The sequence below is a fragment of the Pseudomonas sp. CCOS 191 genome (genome assembly GCF_001007005.1).
GTDB classification, from domain to species: domain Bacteria; phylum Pseudomonadota; class Gammaproteobacteria; order Pseudomonadales; family Pseudomonadaceae; genus Aquipseudomonas; species Aquipseudomonas soli.
On record NZ_LN847264.1, the window covers coordinates 2356706 to 2374979 of the forward strand.

12 protein-coding genes are annotated in these 18274 nt (G+C 67.5%); 9 read left to right on the forward strand and 3 right to left on the reverse strand.

Going from position 1 to position 18274, the window contains the following annotated elements; genetic code table 11:
* The first annotated feature begins 330 nt into the window (after positions 1-330).
* On the forward strand, positions 331-1083 hold the full coding sequence (locus CCOS191_RS10840) for an AraC family transcriptional regulator (protein ID WP_038706346.1): 753 nt from the start codon (positions 331-333) through the stop codon (positions 1081-1083).
* Here the strand turns inward: CCOS191_RS10840 and CCOS191_RS10845 are convergent.
* Together CCOS191_RS10845 and CCOS191_RS10850 are read right to left on the reverse strand one after the other, a co-directional pair.
* The gene (locus CCOS191_RS10845; protein ID WP_046855197.1) at positions 1053-2483 is read right to left on the reverse strand and encodes an efflux transporter outer membrane subunit; all 1431 of its coding nucleotides are present in this window, start codon (positions 2481-2483) and stop codon (positions 1053-1055) included. The two genes, CCOS191_RS10840 and CCOS191_RS10845, sit on opposite strands and share 31 nt — an antisense overlap.
* Positions 2484-2499: 16 nt before the next feature.
* On the reverse strand, positions 2500-3252 hold the full coding sequence (locus tag CCOS191_RS10850; RefSeq protein ID WP_046855198.1) for a helix-turn-helix transcriptional regulator: 753 nt from the start codon (positions 3250-3252) through the stop codon (positions 2500-2502).
* 420 nt (positions 3253-3672) lie between these two features.
* Between CCOS191_RS10850 and CCOS191_RS10855 the strand changes: the two genes are divergently transcribed.
* Positions 3673-10014, forward strand: a complete 6342-nt coding sequence (locus CCOS191_RS10855; RefSeq protein ID WP_046855199.1) for a non-ribosomal peptide synthetase — start codon at positions 3673-3675, stop codon at positions 10012-10014.
* A gap of 32 nt (positions 10015-10046) precedes the next feature.
* Here the strand turns inward: CCOS191_RS10855 and CCOS191_RS10860 are convergent, their stop codons facing one another.
* Positions 10047-10691, reverse strand: a complete 645-nt coding sequence (locus CCOS191_RS10860) for a helix-turn-helix transcriptional regulator (RefSeq protein ID WP_046855200.1) — start codon at positions 10689-10691, stop codon at positions 10047-10049.
* 310 nt (positions 10692-11001) lie between these two features.
* On the opposite strand from CCOS191_RS10860, the gene CCOS191_RS10865 reads away from it, so the two are divergent.
* The 7 genes from CCOS191_RS10865 (at position 11002) to ribD (ending at position 17944) form a co-directional block, all read left to right on the forward strand.
* Entirely contained in the window at positions 11002-12045 is a 1044-nt protein-coding gene (locus tag CCOS191_RS10865; RefSeq protein ID WP_046855201.1) for a methyltransferase, read from the forward strand.
* On the forward strand, positions 12045-12938 hold the full coding sequence (locus CCOS191_RS10870; protein WP_046855202.1) for a VOC family protein: 894 nt from the start codon (positions 12045-12047) through the stop codon (positions 12936-12938). Before CCOS191_RS10865 ends, CCOS191_RS10870 begins: the two co-directional genes overlap by 1 nt.
* A gap of 65 nt (positions 12939-13003) precedes the next feature.
* Complete coding sequence (locus CCOS191_RS10875; protein ID WP_046855203.1) at positions 13004-14014, forward strand: formylglycine-generating enzyme family protein; 1011 nt, start codon at positions 13004-13006, stop codon at positions 14012-14014.
* 34 nt (positions 14015-14048) lie between these two features.
* The gene (ribA, locus tag CCOS191_RS10880; RefSeq protein ID WP_023630993.1) at positions 14049-14645 is read left to right on the forward strand and encodes a GTP cyclohydrolase II RibA; all 597 of its coding nucleotides are present in this window, start codon (positions 14049-14051) and stop codon (positions 14643-14645) included.
* A gap of 24 nt (positions 14646-14669) precedes the next feature.
* A complete protein-coding gene (locus CCOS191_RS10885; protein WP_023630994.1) occupies positions 14670-16361 on the forward strand; it encodes a WD40 repeat domain-containing protein in 1692 nt (563 codons plus the stop codon).
* Positions 16362-16373: 12 nt separating this feature from the next.
* On the forward strand, positions 16374-17033 hold the full coding sequence (locus CCOS191_RS10890; RefSeq protein WP_046855204.1) for an SAM-dependent methyltransferase: 660 nt from the start codon (positions 16374-16376) through the stop codon (positions 17031-17033).
* Positions 17030-17944, forward strand: a complete 915-nt coding sequence (gene ribD, locus CCOS191_RS10895; RefSeq protein WP_052752595.1) for a bifunctional diaminohydroxyphosphoribosylaminopyrimidine deaminase/5-amino-6-(5-phosphoribosylamino)uracil reductase RibD — start codon at positions 17030-17032, stop codon at positions 17942-17944. Before CCOS191_RS10890 ends, ribD begins: the two co-directional genes overlap by 4 nt.
* Positions 17945-18274: the final 330 nt, after the last annotated feature.

The following is an 18274-nucleotide window of genomic DNA, read 5'->3' on the forward strand; positions in this document are numbered from 1 at the left end:
TACATCTGTTGCAACGTACCGAACCTGGAAGGCCATGGTTGTCAGCCTTGGCGCAAGGCTCAAGACAGGTGAGGCGACGGCAATGCCCACCGAAAAATCGCGCCGAGCGCGCAAGGCTAACAACCATGGCCTATCAGGCATGGCCACGTTGCGACAAATGTAGGAGCGGATTCATCCGCGATGCGCCGCGCGGGCGGCGCTCGATCTCAAGAACGCCGCAACACTTTCGCCGAACACCTCGAAACACTCCCTCATCTGCAAATCCCCAGATTTCCCCTTTACCCCCCGCACCGCCATAATCCTCCATCCACCCTTGCCAGGCTCGCATCAATGCCGCGCCCGATCATCCTGCCGCTCGCCGAGAACTACCGCCATGGCGAGCACATCGCCCCGCACTGCCATGACCGCGCCCAGCTGATCCATGCCATCAGCGGCGTGGTCACGGTCAGCGCCCGCGAGGGCAACTGGGTGGTCCCCCCCGGGCGTGGTGTGTGGGTGCCGGCGGCCGTCGAACACGAACTGCGCATGGCCGGCGTGGTGCGCATGCGCACCCTGTTCGTCGACCCAGGCGCGCGCCCGGACCTGCCGCGCCAATGCCAGGTGATCGAGATCTCGCCGTTGCTGCGCGAGCTGATCATCCGTGCCATGGACATCGCCCCCGATCATCCGGCGCAAGGCCGCGAGGCGCGGATCATGCAACTTATTCTCGACGAGATCCGCGTGCTGCCGGTGTTCGCCCTGCATGTGCCAAGCCCGCATTCGGCGCACCTGCAAAGGTTGTGCGAGGCGCTGCGCCAGGCGCCGTCCGAGGACTGGGGCCTGGCCCGCGCCGCGGCCCACAGCGGCCTGAACCCGCGTACCCTGACCCGCGCCTTCCAGCGCGAGACCGGCCTGAGCCTGGTGCAGTGGCTGCGGCGCATGCGCTTGTTGGCCAGCCTGGATGCCCTGGCGGCCGGGCAGTCGGTGCTGGAGGTGGCGCTGGACCTGGGCTACGACAGCCCCAGCGCGTTCAGCGCGATGTTCCGCCGTACCCTCGGGGTGTCGCCATCGGTCTACTTCGGCAGGACCGCCGAGCGCTGGTAGGCCAGCCCCGGTGCTTCGTCCCAGCCGCCGCCCAGCGCGGTGAACAGGTTGACCTCGGCCAGCAACTGCGCCAGGCGATCACTGATCAGGCCTTGCTGGGCGCTGAACAGCGAGCGCTGCGCATCGAGGAACGTCAGGCTGCTGTCGATGCCGGTGCGGTAGCGGTTCTCGGCCAGGTCGTGGTAGCGCTGGCTGGCCTCGACCAGGTCGCGCTGGGCCTGCAGTTGCTGCTGGTAGGTGGTGCGCGCCGCCAGGCCGTCGGCCACCTCCTGGAAGGCGGTCTGGATCGATTTTTCGTAGCGCGCCACCTGCATGTCCTTTTGCAGCTTGGCGTAGTCGAGGCTGGCGCGCAGGCTGCCGGCATTGAACAGCGGCAGGTTCACTTGCGGCTGGAACAGCCAGCTGCCGGTGCCGGCATCGAACAGGTCGGCCAGCTCGCGGCTGCTGCTGCCGGCGTTGGCGGTCAGGCTGATGCTCGGGAAGAACGCCGCCCGTGCCGCGCCGATGTTGGCGTTGGCGGCCTGCAACTGGTACTCGGCCTGGCGGATATCGGGCCGGCGTTGCAGCAGGTCGGCGGGCAGGCCGGCCGGCACCCGGGCGATCTGCTCGTCGGCCAGGGGCAGGGGCGGCAAGTGCTCATCGACCTGCGCGCCGACCAGGCGCTGCAACTGGTTGAGATCCTGGGCGGCCAGGCGGGTATAGCGCGCCACGGCGGCGCGGGTGCTGTCGACGCGGGTGGTGGCCTGGATCTGGTCGAGCGCCGACAGCGTGCCGGTGCGGCGCTGGCGCTGGGTCAGGCGCAGGCTTTTCTCGTCGGCCTGCAAGGTCTGGCGCGACAGGGCCAGCAACTCCTGGTCGGCGCGCCAGGTCAGGTAGGCGCCAGCAACGCTGCTGATCAGGCTGAGCTCGGCGCCGCGCCGGGCTTCGTCGGTGGCCAGGTAGGTCAGCAGGGCCTGGTCGCTGAGGCTGCGCAGGCGGCCGAACAGGTCCAGCTCGTAGGCGCTGATGCCGACGGTGGCCGATTGCTGGGTGCTGATCACGCCCTCGCCACCGGTACGTCGCCGGGGCAGATACTGGCGGGTGCCCTGGGCATTGGCGGCGATCTTCGGCAGCAGTTCGGCGCGCTGGATGCGGTACTGGGCGCGGTACGCTTCGGTATTGAGCAGGGCCACGCGCAGGTCGCGGTTGTTGGTCAGCGCGGTGTCCAGCAGTTGGCGCAGCACCGGGTCGCGGAACACCCCCTGCCAGTCGCGAGGCAGCGCCGTGGTGGGCGGGCCACCTCTGTAGGCGGGGCCGCTTGGATATTGCTCGGCACTGGGCGAGGGGAGGCGCTGGTAGTCGGGGGCCAGGCTGCAGCCGGACAGTACAAGAGCAAGCAAGGGCAGGGTGATTCGCGGCATGGCAGGGTCTCTGGGTTCAGGTGCCGGCCATCCAGCGGGCCAGGCCGTGGCGTCCGCTGACGCCGAGTTTGGCGGTGGCGCGTTTGAGGTAGGTCTCGATCGAGCTGCTCTTCACGTTCAGGCGTTGGGCCATCTGTGGAACCGTGCCGCCGGTGAGCAGGCCGATGCACACCTCCTGCTCGCGGCTGGACAGGCGGATTGCGTCTTGCTCCAGGCGCTCGGTGAACACCTGGCGCAGCGACCCGGCCTCATCGGGCAGCAGGCCGCCCGGGCGGCGACTGGCCGCCTGCAGGAACAGCTGGGCGTGATGCTCGACCAACGGCAGCAGTGTGTCGGACAGGCGCTTGAGCAGCGACAGCTCGGCCAGCGAGAACATTCCCTCGCTGCGCAGCCGTTGGCAGCAGATGACCCAGCGCCGGTTGCCGCTGCGCGATACCAGGTTGCACTGGTGCACGGGGGCGTTTATCTGGATCAGCAGCGGGTCTTCCATACGCATGATGCTTTGCAGCAGGGGGTGGCGCAGAGGCTCCTGAACCGGTGTTTCCTCGGGGCGGCCGGCACTGCCCAGTACCTTGACCTGGCGGATGCTGGCCTGGTCGCTGTCGAGGGTCCACTCGCTGAGGTCGAGCCGATGGATCGGCACCTGGTCGCCGATCAGCTGGAGCATCTGTTCGGCGAAGGTGTCATCGCCGGTGCTGGCAACCAGTGCCCCCAGTTGCAGGTACAAGTGCGGGTCGTGGCAGTGTTCGAGGCTGTCGATCAGCTTCATGGGCTTGTCTTCCTTGATCCGGTAACGCGGCGGGTCTCGCGGTCGAGTCCTCTCTGTGCTGGGGCTTGGCGCTATTGAATAGCAGGCTCCGAGCCTGCGTCTGTAGCGGAAAGCGGGGACAGGAAATGCCAATTAATCCGACAAGAAAAGTCGGTGTTTTTCCCGTTGCGTGCCTTGCGGCTCGCAAGATTGTCGGACAATTGATGCCAGTAAGCGGCCAGATCGGCGGCGTTTGCCACGCTCGCTCACAGGGGTAGGTCGCTGCCGGTTGCCCGCTAGCGTCAATGTCCTACAAAAAAATCCGCAGGTTCAGGCTGAGCAAAATGGCCCCTGCCATTGTCCGGGTTTGGGGGGCCATACAGGGGCCGGGGTGGGTGCTTGAATCCGCGGACGACCCCCGTTTCAAGGAAGATCCACGCCATGTCCGCCGCCGACACCTTTCCCCTGACCTGCGCCCAGCGCGATATCTGGCTTGACCAGATCAGCCATGGCGATTCGCCGCTTTACAATGTCGGTGGTTATCTCTCGTTCGATGGCGCTGTGGACAGCGGCCTGCTGCGACGCGCGCTGGACCATCTGGTCAGCCTGCATGACGGGTTACGCACGGTGCTGGTGCGTGAGGCCGGGGAGGATGGCGTGGCCCGCCAGCGTTTCGTGCCCCACATGCGGGTGCCGCTGGACGAGCATGATCTGCGCGGGCAGGCTGCGCCGTTCGAGGCTGCGCAGCGCCTGAGCAAGACTTTGCTGCAGCAGCCTTTCGACCTCGAGGCCGGGCCGCTGCTGCGCATGGCATTGCTAAATGTCGACGCCGGGCGCAGCCTGCTGATGTTGCAGGCTCATCATCTGATCCTCGACGGCTGGGGCCTGGAGCAGTTGCTCCACCAGTTGGGGCAGTACTATGGCCTCCTTGAGCAAGGGCAGGCGCTGCCGGACACGGCACCGTCCTACCAGGCGTTTATCGAAGATGACCAGGCCTACCAGAACTCGCCCCGCCAGCAGCGCGATCTGGCTTACTGGCTGGGACGCTACCCTCAACTTCCGGATGCACTGCTGCGTCCCAGGGAGCAGGGCCTGCCACCTGGCGCCACGCCTGGTCGCGCCTTGGAGCGCAGCTTCGACACTGGCCTGCTGGAGCGCATGCAGCACCTGGCCGATTCGCTGCAAGGGTCGGTAGCCCATGTGCTACTGGCGGCCTTGCATGTGTGCTGCGCCAGGGCCTGGCAGCGCGACGACTGGGTGGTCGGCCTGCCAGTGCGCAACCGTGGCAGTGCGCGGGCCAAGGCCACGCTGGGCCTGTTCGTTCAGGTAAACGCCTTGCGCATGGACTTCGGCAGGACCTTGAGCTTCGCCGAGTTGGTACGCGGCATCGGCGATGCGCTCAGGCGCGACCTGCGCCACCAGCGCTTGCCGCTGAGCGAGCTCAACCGTGCGCTGGGCTTGTCCCGCGAGGCGCGTGGGCAGTTGTTCGAGATCACCGTTTCCTACGAGGAAGAGGGCCACGACTTGCGTTACGGCAGCCTCGGCGCGCACAGCGTCAAGGTGTGCAACGACCACGAACCCACGCCGTTGTCGCTCTACCTGCGCAGTAACCCGCACAATGGCAAGGCCTGGCTGCACCTGGTGTACAACCAGGCCTGGCTGGCACCCGAGGACGTCGAGGTGTTCAGCACGCGCCTGCTTCATGTGCTGGCCCAAGGGCTCGAGCAACCCCAGGCGGGCATCGACAGCTACGACCTGTTGCTTGCCGAGGAACACCAGCGCCTGCGCCAGTGGAACGCCACCGCCCAAGACCCCAATGGGCCGGCACTGATTCACCGCCGTATCGAGGCCCAGGCCGCAACACGCGCCGAGGCGACTGCCGCCGTGCATCAGGGGCGCAGCCTGAGCTATGGCGAGCTGAACAGCCGCGCCAACCAGCTGGCCGAGCAACTGCTGGCCATGGGCGTGCTGCCAGAGCAGAGGGTGGCGGTGCTCGCCCGGCGCGGCCTGGACACCCTGGTCGGCTTGCTTGCGGTGCTCAAGGCCGGCGCGGCCTATGTGCCGGTGGACCCGGCGCACCCGAGCGAGCGCCTGCAGTACCTGATCGCTGACTGCGCACCGACGGTGGTGCTGACCCTCTCAAGCCTGCGTGACCGCCTGCCGGTCACCAACGTGCCGGTTATCGAGCTGGACCGCCTGCCATCGGCCACGGCTGGGCTGGCCAACCCCCAGGTAGAGCGGCTGTCCGGCGCCAACCTGGTCTACGTGATCTACACCTCCGGTTCCACCGGCCAACCCAAGGGCGTGATGGTCGAGCACCGCATGCTGGCCAACCTGGTCGACTGGCATTGCGCCGCCTTCGATTTGCGCCCTGGCAGTCATACTTCCAGCCTGGCCGGTTTCGGCTTCGATGCCATGGCCTGGGAAGTCTGGCCAGCCCTGTGCGCCGGCGCGACGCTGCACCTGGCGCCGGTGGGCGAGGGGGGCGAGGATATCGATGCGCTGCTGCGCTGGTGGCGCGCCCAGCCGCTGCAGGTCAGCTTCCTGCCCACGCCCGTGGCCGAACACGCCTTCGCCCAGGGCGAGCCACACCCGACCTTGCAGACCTTGCTGGTCGGCGGCGACCGCCTGCGGCGCCTGGCGCGGGAGCGAGGTTACCGAATCATCAACAACTACGGCCCGACCGAGGCCACGGTGGTCGCCAGCGCTGGCGAGGTGCACCCCGGGCAGGTGCTGCATATCGGCGCGCCGGTGGCCAATGCGCGCCTGTACGTGCTCGACGCCCAGGGCCGGCAACTGCCGGTGGGCGCCGTGGGCGAGCTGTACATTGGTGGCGCGGGGGTCGCCCGTGGCTACCTGAACCGCCCGGAACTTACCGCCGAACGCTTCCTCGACGACCCGTTCACCCAGCAGCCTGGCGCGCGGATGTACCGCACAGGGGACCTGGTGCGCTGGTTGCCCGAGGGCACCCTGGAATACCTCGGCCGCAGCGATGACCAGGTGAAGATCCGCGGTGTGCGGGTGGAGCTGGGCGAGATCGAGAGCGCGCTGGCCAGCCATGCAGCCGTGCGCGAGGCCGTGGTACTGCTGCGCGACGGGCAACTGGTGGCCTGGTATGTCGCCGGGCAGGTACTGACCCCGCTCGACCTGCACGAGCACCTGCGCGACCGCCTGCCCGCGGCATTGCTGCCATCGGCTTATGTGGCGATGACGGCCTGGCCGCTGACCGCCAATGGCAAGCTCGACCGCCGCGCCCTGCCGGCGCCGGGCAGCGAAGCCTCGGTACGGCGCACCCACGAACCGCCGCAGGGCGAGCTCGAGCAGCGCCTGGCCGCGCTATGGGCGGAACTACTGGAGGTGGAGCAGATCGGGCGGCATGATCATTTCTTCGAACTGGGGGGCCATTCGCTGCTGGCGGTACGTCTGATCGAGCGTATGCGCCAGGCAGGGCTGCACGCCGATGCCCAGGTGCTGTTCGGCCAGCCGACCCTGGCCAGCCTCGCCGCGTCGCTGGGCAGCGCCCCCGCGCAAGCGGTACCGGCCAATTGCGTGGCGCCGGGTTGCCAGCGCATCACCCCCGAGATGCTGGCCTTGACCCACCTCGACCAGGCCAGCATCGACCAGATCGTCGGCACGGTTCCGGGCGGCGCGGCCAATGTACAGGAGATCTACCCCCTGGCGCCGTTGCAGGAGGGGCTGCTGTACCACCATCTCACCGACGAGCGCGATCCCTACCTGCAACAGGCGCTGTTCGCCTTCGACAGCAGGGCGGCGCTGGAGGCGTTCAACCAGGCCCTGGCCCGGGTCATCGAACGTCACGACATCCTGCGCACCAGCCTGGCCTGGGAAGGCCTGGCGCAGCCCCAGCAGGTGGTGTGGCGCCAGGCCTGGCTGCCATTGAGCGTGCTCGGGCCCGGCCCGGGCGACGCGGCCACGCGGCTGCGCGAGCAGGGGCTGCGCCTGGACCTGCGCCAGGCGCCGATGATGGCCCTGGCCTGTGTCGAGGACAGCGCCCAGGCGCGTTGGCTGGGCATGTTGCATTTCCACCACCTGGTGAACGACGCGGTGTCGGTGCAGGTGCTGCTTGCCGAGCTGGCGACGCTGATGGCAGGCGAAGGCCATGCACTGCCTGTTCCGGTGGCTTACCGCAACTATGTTGCGCTGAGCCGCGATGAGGGCCGGCAGGCGGGCCATGAACGCTACCTGCGCGAGGCCCTGGCCGGGGTGGAGGCGCCGCCCCGGTTGGCCGGCATGGCTGAGGGGCCGCAAGGAGTGGCACAGGTCGAGACCTGCGCCGTCACCGTGCCCGAGGGTCTGGCCGCCACCCTGCGCCAGCGCGTGCGCCAGCACGACGTTGGCCTGGGCAGCCTGATGCACCTGGCCTGGGCGCAGGTGCTGGGGGCGCTGGGCGGCCGTGACGAGGTGGTCTTCGGCAGCGTACTGCTGGGCCGGGTGATGGCCGGCGAGAGCGCTGACCGAGCACTGGGCATGTTCATCAACAGCCTGCCGCTGCGGGTGTCGCTGGCCGGGCGTGACGTGGCCGAGGCCCTGGCTGGTACTCACAGCCAACTGGCGGCGCTGCTCGGGCACGAGGACGCGCCATTGGTCCTGGCCCAGCGTTGCAGCGGCCTGCCGGCCGGCGTGGCACTGTTCGACAGCCTGCTCAATTATCGGCATGGCACGGCGCAGACCGTAACGTTGCCGGGCGTGACGCTGCTCGAGGCCAGCGAGGTGCACAGCCATGCCCTGGTGCTGACCGTGGACGAGCAGGGCGACACCTTGCGCCTGAGCGTGCGTGCACCCCGTGAGCTGGGTGCCGAGCGCGTGCTCGGGCATGTGTCGTGCGCGCTGCGGGCCTTGGCCGAGGCACTGGCCAGCGAAGCCCCGGTGGCGCTGGAATCGCTGTCGACCTTGCCGGAGGACGAGCGCCGCTACCTGCTGGAGACCGTCAACGCCACCGAGGTGGCGCTGGACCCTGGGTACCCGCATCTGCCTGCCCTGTTCGCCGCCCAGGTGAGGCGCGCGCCGGATGCCGTGGCGCTGCAGACCGAGCAGATGCAACTGACCTACCGCGAGCTCGACGCCCAGGCCAATCGCCTGGCGCACCACTTGATCGGCCTTGGCGTGCGGCCCGACACCCGGGTCGCCGTATGCCTCGAGCGCGGCGTGGCGCTGATCGTCGGCCTGCTGGGCGTGCTCAAGGCCGGTGGCGCCTATGTGCCGCTGGACCCCGACCACCCCGACGAGCGCCTGCACTACCTGCTCGCTGACAGCGCCCCGCTGGCGCTGTTGGTGCAGGGCGCCACCCGCGGCCTGTTCGATGGCCAGCCAACACCGCTGGTGGACCTGGACCAGGGCGCCTGGCAGGCGCACAGCGACCAGGCGCCCGCGCTGGCGGAGCTTGGTGGCGGGCACCTGGCCTATGTCATGTATACCTCGGGCACCACCGGCACGCCGAAGGGCGTGATGGTCGAGCACCGCGGGCTGTGCAACCTGATGCGCTGGGGCAGCGACCTGTGCCCGCCGCAGGCCGATGACGCGTTGCTGCAACGGGCGCCGTTCAGTTTCGACGGTTCGGTGTGGGAGCTGTTCTGGCCGTTGTGCGCTGGGCTGCGTCTGGTGCTGGCGCGCCCCGATGGTCACCGTGACCCGGCCTACCTGGCGCAACTGATCCAGGCCCGCAGGGTGACCACCGTGAAGTTCGTGCCGGCCTTGTTGCATGCATTCCTCGACACCCCGGGCGTGGAGCGCTGCACCAGCCTGCGCGATCTGTTCTGCGGTGGCGGCGAACTGACCCTGGCACTGGCGCAGCGCGTGCGCGAGCGACTGCCCCAGGTGCGCCTGCATAATGTCTATGGCCCCACCGAGGCCACCGTCGACAGCACCGCCTGGACCTTGGAACCGCAGCAACCACTGCCCGTCGTCGCCCCGCCGATCGGGCGGCCAATCGGCAACACCCGCCTGTATGTGCTCGACGCCCATGACCGCCCGGTGCCCATGGGGTGCGCCGGCGAGCTGCACATTGGCGGCATCGGCGTGGCCCGTGGCTACCTGAACCTGCCGACGCTGCAGGCCGAGCGCTTCATCGCCAGCCCGTTCGTGGCCAGTGACCGGCTGTATCGCACCGGCGACCTGGTGCGTTACCGCGCTGATGGCGAGCTGGAGTTCCTTGGCCGCAACGATTTCCAGGTCAAGCTCAATGGCCTGCGTATCGAACCGGGCGAGATCGAGGCCCTGCTGGCGAGCCACCCGGCCCTGGGCCAGGCCGTGGTGCTGGTGCGCGATGATCGCCTGGTGGCCTATGCCAGCTGCCGCGATGGCCACGCCGCGCCCGCGCTGGAAGCGTTGCGTGCCTACCTGCTGGCGCGCCTGCCCGCCTACATGGTGCCGTCGGCCTACGTGCTGCTGGCCGAGCTGCCGCTGAGCGCCAATGGCAAGGTCGATCGCAACGCGTTGCCGGTGCCGGGCGCTGCGGCGGTGATCAGCCGGGCCTACCAGGCACCGCGCGATGAGCTGGAGCAGGCGTTGGCGCAGATCTGGACCGAAGTGCTGAAGATCGAGCAGGTCGGTCGCGACGACAACTTCTTCGAGCTGGGCGGGCATTCGCTGCTGGCGGTCAGCCTGGTGGCGCGCATGCGTCAGGCCGGCTTGCACGCCGATGCACGGTTGCTGTTCAGCCAGCCGACGCTGGCGGAACTGGCGGCCAATACCCGGCGCGATCACGTGCAGGTAGAAATCGCCCAGACCACCGTCCCGGTGCTGAAGGGCAGGCGGCGGATCTGATGGCGTAGTGTGACGAGCACTGCGTGGGGGGGCTACTTCGGCGAGATGCGATAGACGCAGCGCCGGTCCCCCGAGATCAGGTGCTCGCAGCGCTCCACCAGCCCTTGCTCGCCGATTGCCGCCTGGAACACCTGCAGTTCGCTGCGGCAGAACCCCTGGCAACGGGTGGCTGCGATGCAGATCGGGCAGTGGTTCTCGACGATCAGCCAGTTGTCGCCGTCGGCCTGGATCTCGGCCATGTAGCCTGCGCGCTCACGCAGTTGCACAAGGATGCGCACCTTGTCTTCCAGGCTGTCGGCACCTGCGCAGGCTTGCTGGTACTCGCGGCTGTTGCTGTCTTCCATGCGGCTGATCAGGCGGTCGACGCCGTCGCTGCCGAACACCTGCTCGACGCTCTCGATCAGTTGCAGGGTCAGTACGCTGTGGGAGTCGGGGAAGCGGCGCTGGGCGGCTGGGGTCAACGCCCATTTCTGCGAGGGCCGCCCGGCGCCCTTGGCCGGCACGCTGATGCCGCTGATCAGCTCGGCCGCCTGCAGTTTCTGCACCTGCTGGCGGGTGGCTTCGAAGGTGATGGCGAGCAATTGGGCAAGGTCGGCGGTCTTGAGCGGCCCGCGGGTCTTGAGCAGGAACAGGATGCGGTCGGCGGTGCAGTTCGAATCTACGGTGGTCGAGGTCATGGAGCGCTGGAAACCGGGCGTGAATGAGCGGATCGGGCACTCTCCTGGGCCATCCTTTGCGCAGGCAAGTGGGCGAAGGATAGCCCGGATTCGCGGTGATTTGTGCAAGGGGAACGATTATCGATGAGAAAATTTATATGCGATAAAAATATAAAAGGTATTAGTTGTATTTATTTGATCCGCGTCTAGGCTGATCTGCGGAGCCTGTGCTTGCCGGTCCCAGGGAGGGGTGCGTGCAAGTATGTCGACACCTTGCTGGCAAATGCCGGGCATGGGCCCATCAACAACAACTCGACAGGGATGTGAGTGCATGAATGCCCAGAAACCCGTGACCATCTATGAACACGCCGATGAAGTGAGCAGCCTGCAGAGCGTGGTCGACCTGGTGAAGCTCTCCGACCAGTACCGCCAGTCCGCCATCCTGCATTCTGCGCTGGCCCAGCGCGTGTTCGATCACACCCGCCAGCCAGTCGGTGCCGAGGCTTTGAGCGATGCACTGGGTTGGGTGCCGAACAAGGGCCGTATCTTCCTCAACGCGCTGGTCGCCATGGGCCTGCTCAAGCGCACCGCCCAAGGTTTCGAGAACCTGCCGCTGAGCCAGCGTTTCCTGGTCAGCGACAGCGCCGAGTTCATCGGCCCGATCATCGACCACCAGCGCCTGCAGTGGCACAACTGGCCACGCCTGGACGAAGTCCTGCGCAGCCGCGCCTCGCTGGACTTCCAGCAGGAGAACCGCTTCAAGCACGACCTCGCGGCCCGCGATGCCTTCAACGACGCCATGGTCCGTTTCAGTCAGCCCATGGTGGATGTGCTGCGTGACCTGCCGCTGTTCGACAAGGCCCGTCGGGTGATCGACCTCGCCGGCGGCCACGGCACCTACCTGGCCGAGATCGCCAGCCGCCATCCGCAGGTCAAAGGCGAGGTCTGGGACCTGGAGCCCACCCGCGAGGCGGCCGCGGCCACCTTCGCCAAGTACCGGCTCGACGACCGTCTTGGCTTCCATGCCCGCAACCTGCTGGACCTGGCCCAGTACCAGGGCGAGCGCGCCGATGTGGTGATGCTCAACGACTGCCTGCACTATTTCACCCGTGAGCAGGTGCGCACCCTGATCGCCGGTGCCGCCGGCATGGTCGAGGGCGACGGCGCGCTGCTGGTGCTGAGCATGGCCCTGGAAGACGATGAGATTCATCCGGCCCTGTCGGCCGACTTCTCCCTGCACATGATGCTCAACACGGTCAACGGTGAACTGCACCCCAGCCGCTACCTGATCGACAGCATGGCCGCGGCGGGGCTCACGGTGGAGCAGGAGCCGATCGGCCGCTATACCCTGCTGATCGGGCGGAGGGCTGCCTGATGTTGCGTCTATTGGCATTGCACGCCGCGCCGCTTGGTGACGCGGCTGCCCAGGCCCTGGACAGCCTGGGCAGTGCCGCGGCGGCAGCGGGTTTCAGCTTGCAGGTCAGCCAGAAGCCGGCCGGCCAGGGGCCGGTGGACGCGGTCTGCCTGCTGCTCGACAGTGCCACGCCCCCCGCGGCGCTGAACACACTGCTCAGCGAGGCCGCCGGGCTGTGCCGCAATACCGCGCTGGTGCTGGTGCGGGTGCAAGGCACGCTGGCGCAGCTGCCGTCCGCCACGGGGGTGATCGCCCAGTGGCAGCAGGCCAGCCAGGGCTTCCTCTACCCGTACCCGCTGGATATCGCCAGCGGGCAGGTGCCCGGGGTGGTGATCAAGGACTGGCTGGCGGGCTTCGCCAAGTTCGCCGCGGCAACCAAGCTGTGGCGCTCCCTCGACGGCCTGGGGCTGGACGAGGCGGCGCGGGCCAGGCAGCGCCCGGAAATGAACCACGTGAACATCCTGACCCGCGATCTGGAGGCATCCAAGGCCTTCTACAGCGACATACTCGGCGCCAACTACTGCTACAACCTCGGCCCGCGCAAGGCCGTCATGGAGCTTAACGGCTTCGACTTCTTCATCGAGCAGAGCGAGTCGTTCAGCTACCCGACCGGCTACCACATCGGCATACGGGCACTGCCCGAGGATGTAAGGCGCATCGCCGACCAGGTCACCGCCGCCGGCACCATCAAGCTGGTCAAGGGCAACGGCCCGGCACCGGGTTATCACCATGGGCCGGACAACGTGCGCAGCGCCGTGTACTTCGAAGACCCTGATGGGTTGGTGATCGAGGTGTACAGCGCCGAAGTGGAGATGATCGAAAGCAACCCGCGGTTGCTCCTCGACCGTCTCTGATCCCACGTCGTCACACGCCTGCCGCGCCTTTGCGCGTGCAGGCCTGTGCCCAGGCAGGTATTCGCATGAACAGCTACAAACAGTGGCATTGGCCACGGCTGCCCAGCCCGCTGCCCAAGGATGTCAGCGACCGGGCATTGATGGGCTATCCCGAGCAGTACCAGGAGCATCCCCTGCAGGCCAAGGTCGGCGAGGCGTTCGCCGATCTGCTCCAGGCTCCGCTGGATGTCCTGCTCGCCATCCTGGAACAGCCGCGCCAGCCTTTGGCGCGTCGCATCGGCGCCGGCGAGGTGCTGGCGCTGCGCGGTGATCCACGCATCGACACCTTCGCCCCGGACATGATCGACATTCCCGCGGCGCGGGTGCACATCGGCCTGGACCCAGGCGCAGTGACGCAGGTGATGGACCAGTTCGACGGGCTGGGCCTGGACCGCAGCTGGATCGACAAGGAGACCCCGCGCCACGCGGTCGAGCTGGCGGCGTTCCGTATCGCCCGCTTCCCGGTCACGCACCAGGAGTATCGCCAGTTCCTGCTCGACAGCGGTCACACCGGCATCCCCGACGGCTGGGCCTTCGGCCGCTATCCACGGCACCATGCCAACCACCCGGTGTACAGCGTCTCGGCCAGTGATGCCGATGCCTATGCCCGCTGGCTCAGCGAGCGTACCGGCCGGCGCTTTGCCCTGCCCACCGAAGCGCAGTGGGAGTATGCCGCCGCCGGCCCCGAGGGGCGGCAGTTCCCCTGGGGCGACGCCTACCAGGTCGAGCATGCCAACACCGCCGAGCTGGGCTACCTGGACAGCACGCCGGTGGGCGTGTTCATCGACGCCGCCTCGCCGTTCGGGGTGCTGGACATGGCCGGCAACGTCGAGGAGTACGTTGCCGAGGACTACCAGCCTTACCCCGGTGGCCCGCGCATCGAGGACGACCTGGTGCTCGATGTCGGCACCCACCGCGTGGCCCGCGGTGGCAGCTTCACCCGTTTCCGTGACCTGGCGCGCACCGCGCGCCGCCACGGGCGTTACCCGCGACCGATCTACGTCATGGGTTTGCGCCTGGTTGAAAACCACAACTGAGTTTTTCCGTCTTCCGTGCAAGAGGTCTGATTCCATGAACAAGGATGTTTCGCTTCACACCATCGTGCCGATTTCCATCCTCGGCGGCGATGTCGATGCCCATTTCTTCGGCTTCAACGGCTTCGCGCGCGACCAGGAGCATTTCGCCGTGGGCATCGGGCGCGATCAGTGCGACGTGCCACTGGTGCGGGTGCATTCCGAGTGCATCACCGGCGATGTGTTCGGCTCGCAGCGCTGCGATTGCGGCCCGCAGTTGCAGGAGGCCCTGCGCACCCTCAAGGAGGTCGGCGGCTACCTGATCTACCTGCGCCAGGAGGGGCGCGGCATCGGCCTGTATTCCAAGTTCGAGGCCTACCTGCTGCAGGACTCGGGCCTGGACACCTACGAAGCCAACCTGCGTCTCAACCACCTGGCCGACTCGCGCTCCTTCGACCCTGCCGTGCAGATCCTGCGCGCCCTGGGCGTGGACCAGTGCCGCCTGCTGACCAACAACCCGGAGAAGGTCGCCCAACTGCGCGCCGGCGGCATCGATGTGATCGAGCAGGTACCCACCGGGGTGTTCCTGACCAACCACAACCGCAACTACCTGCAGGCGAAGGCCGTCAAGTCCGCCCATTCGATCAAGCTCTGACCTCCAGCGAAAAAGGATCTTTCGATGAAACACATTGGCCCTATCAGCGGTATCGCCGCCCATGCCGCGCATTTCGTCGCCACCGCCGGCTACGACAACCAGGTGATCCTGTGGAACGCCACCACCGGCGAGCCGATCCACCGCGTGCATCATGACCACCTGGCCAACCAGTGCGCCTTCAGCAGCGACGGCAAGCACCTGGTCAGCGCCAGCAGCGACTACACCGCGCGTATCTGGGAAGTTCCGAGCATGCGCCTGAAGGCCGTGCTGCAGGGGCACAACGACGACGTCGAGATGGCGGTGTTCTCGCCCGATAGCCAGCGCGTGGCGACCTGCTCGCGTGACCATGTGCTGCGCATCTTCGACCTCGATGGCGTGCAACTGCAGGCATTCCATGGCCACCAGGCCGACGTGATCTCGGTAGTCTGGTCGCCGGATGGCCAGCGCCTGATTTCCAGCAGCGACGACGGCACCGTGCGCCAGTGGGACACCCGCAGCGGCCAGCAATGCGACGAGGTGGACATCGGCGGCGTGGAAACCGACACCATCGCCATCACCCGTGAAGGCGTGGTGTTCGCCGGCGATGACGAGGGGCGCATCTCGATCATCGCCGACGGCCAGGTGCAGACCGTGCCGGCCCATGCCGCAGGGATCAAGCGCATTGTCTGGAACGATGACAAACGCCTGCTGGTGAGCCTGAGCTATGACCGCTCGGCGATCCTCTGGACGTTTGATGCCGGGCGCAACCTGGTCAAGCGTCGCAGCACCGCGCTGCCGAGCATCGTCTGGCCACGCAGCTGCGCCTTCGTCGGCGACGAGCAGCTGGTGTTCGCTACCTTCGGCTCGCGCTACGCCACCTGGAACTACGAGCAGGACCAGTGGCAGGTGTCGGGTATCGAGCCGGCAGTGAGCATCAATGCCGTGGTGCGCAGCGAAGAGCGCCAGTACAGCATCGGCGACGCGGGCATCCTGCACCGTGACGACCAGCCGGTGACCTGCGTCGGCAGCCTGTGCAACTTCCTCCTGCCGTTCGGTCCGCTGCTGCTGACCGGTGGCCAGATGGGCCAGGTGTTCGATGGCCTGTCCGGGCGCATGCTCTACCAGCACCGTTCGCCGCTCAACTGTGGCGCCACTTTCGTCAAGCAGGGCGAGGACCTGGCGCTGATCGGCACCTACACCGGCGAAGGCCTGGTGTTCGGCCATGACGGCAAGGGCGGCCTGCGCCTGGTGGCGTCGATCCCCATGCATGACAACGCGATCAAGGGCGTGGCCGCCGACGAGCGTCACCTGTTCAGCGTCTGCGCTTCGGCCGACGCCGCGTTGCACAGCATCGCCGACTTCAGTTGCGTGCGGCATATCGAGGCGGCGCATACGCGCATTTCCAACGGCTGCTGCCCGATCACCGGCGGTTTCGCCAGTATCGGCCGCGACCTCAAGTTGCGCCTGTGGCTGGAGACCGGCGACGAGGTGTTCGATTCGCCGCACCAGCACTCGATCAAGTGCATCGCCGCCTCCAGCGATGGCCGGGTGATCGCCACCGCCGCCTACAACGGCACCGTGGCGCTGTTCGACCTGGCCTCGCGGCGCTGGCTGCCGGTGCAGCGACCCACCGCCAGCGGTATTTCCTGCCTGACCCATGACGCGGCCAGCGATGCGTTCCTGGCCAGTTCCTATGATGGGCGCATCTACGGCATCGACGCCCGCCTGGCATCCTGAAGGAGCAGCACGATGAGCAAGCAAGCAAGCGACTTCATGCCCCAGGGCGACTACCGCAAGGCCCTCGACACCTCGTTCGTGCACCGCTACAGCCACGGCGAGGATGAGTGGTCGTGGGATGTCGGCATGATCCAGGCGGCCCAGGCTTTCCTCGAGCGGCTCGACCCGCAGGGTGACCAGCATGTGCTGGATATCGGCGTGGGACGTGGCCGCGATGCCTCAACCTTTATCCTCGCCGGGCACCGCGTTACCGGGCTGGATATCGTCGAGAACTCCAGTTGGCCACTGCTGCGCAAGCGCTGGGGTGATCGCCTCGACCTGGTGAACAAGGCCATGCAGGACTGGCAGCCGGCGCCGGGGACGGTGTTCGACGCGGCCCTGGACAACGGCTGCTTCCACCATCAACACCCGGACGAGTGGGGCCCTTACCTGGCCCATGTGCGCCGCCTGCTGCGCCCCGGCGCGCTGGTCGGGCTGAACGTGTTCGGGGTCGATGATGCCCACCCCGAGGCAGGGTGGCGGGAAATGGACAACCAGCGCCAGGGCTATTTCTTCACCGACGCTGGCATCCGCCAGACACTGGAGGCCCATGGCTTCACCTGGCAGGGCCTGGAGGTGATCGAGCGTCAGCATGGCGAGGCCCGCTATCTGCTGGCGCTGGTCCGTACGTGAGTGCGCTCGACCGCCATTATCTGGACATGGCCCTGGCGCTCGCCAGCCAGGGCCTGTACAGCACCATGCCCAACCCGCGGGTCGGCTGCGTGATCGTCAACGACGGCCAGGTGGTGGGGCGCGGCTGGCACCAGCGCGCCGGCCAAGCCCATGCCGAGGTGCACGCCTTGCAGGAGGCAGGCCCGGCGGCGCGCGGGGCCACCGCCTATGTGACGCTCGAGCCTTGTGGTCACCATGGGCGCACCCCGCCGTGCGCCGATGCGCTGGTGGCCGCCGGGGTGCGCCGGGTGGTCACGGCCAGTGCCGATGCGTCGCAGAGCATCGGTGCGCTTCGGCTGCGCGAAGCGGGCATCGCGGTCGAGGCCATGCCCTGTCCCACGGCGCGAGCACTCAATCGCGGGTTTTTCTCGCGCATCGAGCGCCAGCGCCCCTGGGTGCGGGTATTGCGGCCGGCGGCGCTGGCCATTGGCGCGATGGGTGAGGGCGCGATGCTCAGCCATTGCGACGAGCAGGCGCCGCTGGAGTACTGGCGGGGCAGGGCCTCGGCGTTGTTGACTACCTGTGACTGGGTCAAGGCATGCGACCCGTCGCTGCTGGCGCATGTTCCGGCACAGCGAGTCGAGCCGGTGACTCCGTTGCGGGTGGTGGTTGATCAGGTGCTCGATTGCCCGGCCTCGGCCAAGGTGCTGGATGGCCTTGCACCGACGCTGGTGCTGCATACGGCGCAGGCGACACGTGACGGGCGCTATGCCCGGGCGCGCTGCCAGGTGATCGAGGAGGTCGATGCGCGGCGGGTGTTGCAAGCGTTGTACGCGCTCGACTGCAATGAAGTCCAGGTCGAGGCGCAGCCTGCGTGGTGCGAGGCTCTGGCGCGCCAAGGGCTGGTGGATGAGTGGCTGGTGCAGGTTTGAGGCTATCGGTGGTCTTTCGAGGTGTTCGGCTTTAGCGTTGCTGCGCTCTTGAGATCGAGCGCCGCCCGCGCGGCGCATCGCGGATGAATCCGCTCCTACATTTGTTGCAACGTACCGAACCTGTCAGGCCATGGCTGCCAGCCTTGGCGCAGGTCTTGAGATGAGTGGGGCGGCAGCAATGCCCACCGAAAAACCGCGTCGAGCACACAAGGCTGACAACCATGGCCTATCAGGCATGGGCACGTTGCAACCAATGTAGGAGCGGATTCATCCGCGATGCGCCGCGCGGGCGGCGCTCGATTTCATAGGCGCTGCAAGGTGTAAGACGGG

Coding starts and splice junctions, on each gene's coding strand:
- ribA (WP_023630993.1), top strand. CDS start 14,049: ATGAACAAGGATGTTTCGCTTCACACCATCGTGCCGATTTCCATCCTC.
- CCOS191_RS10865 (WP_046855201.1), top strand. CDS start 11,002: ATGAATGCCCAGAAACCCGTGACCATCTATGAACACGCCGATGAAGTG.
- CCOS191_RS10860 (WP_046855200.1), bottom strand. CDS start 10,691: ATGACCTCGACCACCGTAGATTCGAACTGCACCGCCGACCGCATCCTG.
- CCOS191_RS10845 (WP_046855197.1), bottom strand. CDS start 2,483: ATGCCGCGAATCACCCTGCCCTTGCTTGCTCTTGTACTGTCCGGCTGC.
- CCOS191_RS10875 (WP_046855203.1), top strand. CDS start 13,004: ATGAACAGCTACAAACAGTGGCATTGGCCACGGCTGCCCAGCCCGCTG.
- CCOS191_RS10840 (WP_038706346.1), top strand. CDS start 331: ATGCCGCGCCCGATCATCCTGCCGCTCGCCGAGAACTACCGCCATGGC.
- CCOS191_RS10855 (WP_046855199.1), top strand. CDS start 3,673: ATGTCCGCCGCCGACACCTTTCCCCTGACCTGCGCCCAGCGCGATATC.
- CCOS191_RS10870 (WP_046855202.1), top strand. CDS start 12,045: ATGTTGCGTCTATTGGCATTGCACGCCGCGCCGCTTGGTGACGCGGCT.
- CCOS191_RS10885 (WP_023630994.1), top strand. CDS start 14,670: ATGAAACACATTGGCCCTATCAGCGGTATCGCCGCCCATGCCGCGCAT.
- CCOS191_RS10850 (WP_046855198.1), bottom strand. CDS start 3,252: ATGAAGCTGATCGACAGCCTCGAACACTGCCACGACCCGCACTTGTAC.
- CCOS191_RS10890 (WP_046855204.1), top strand. CDS start 16,374: ATGAGCAAGCAAGCAAGCGACTTCATGCCCCAGGGCGACTACCGCAAG.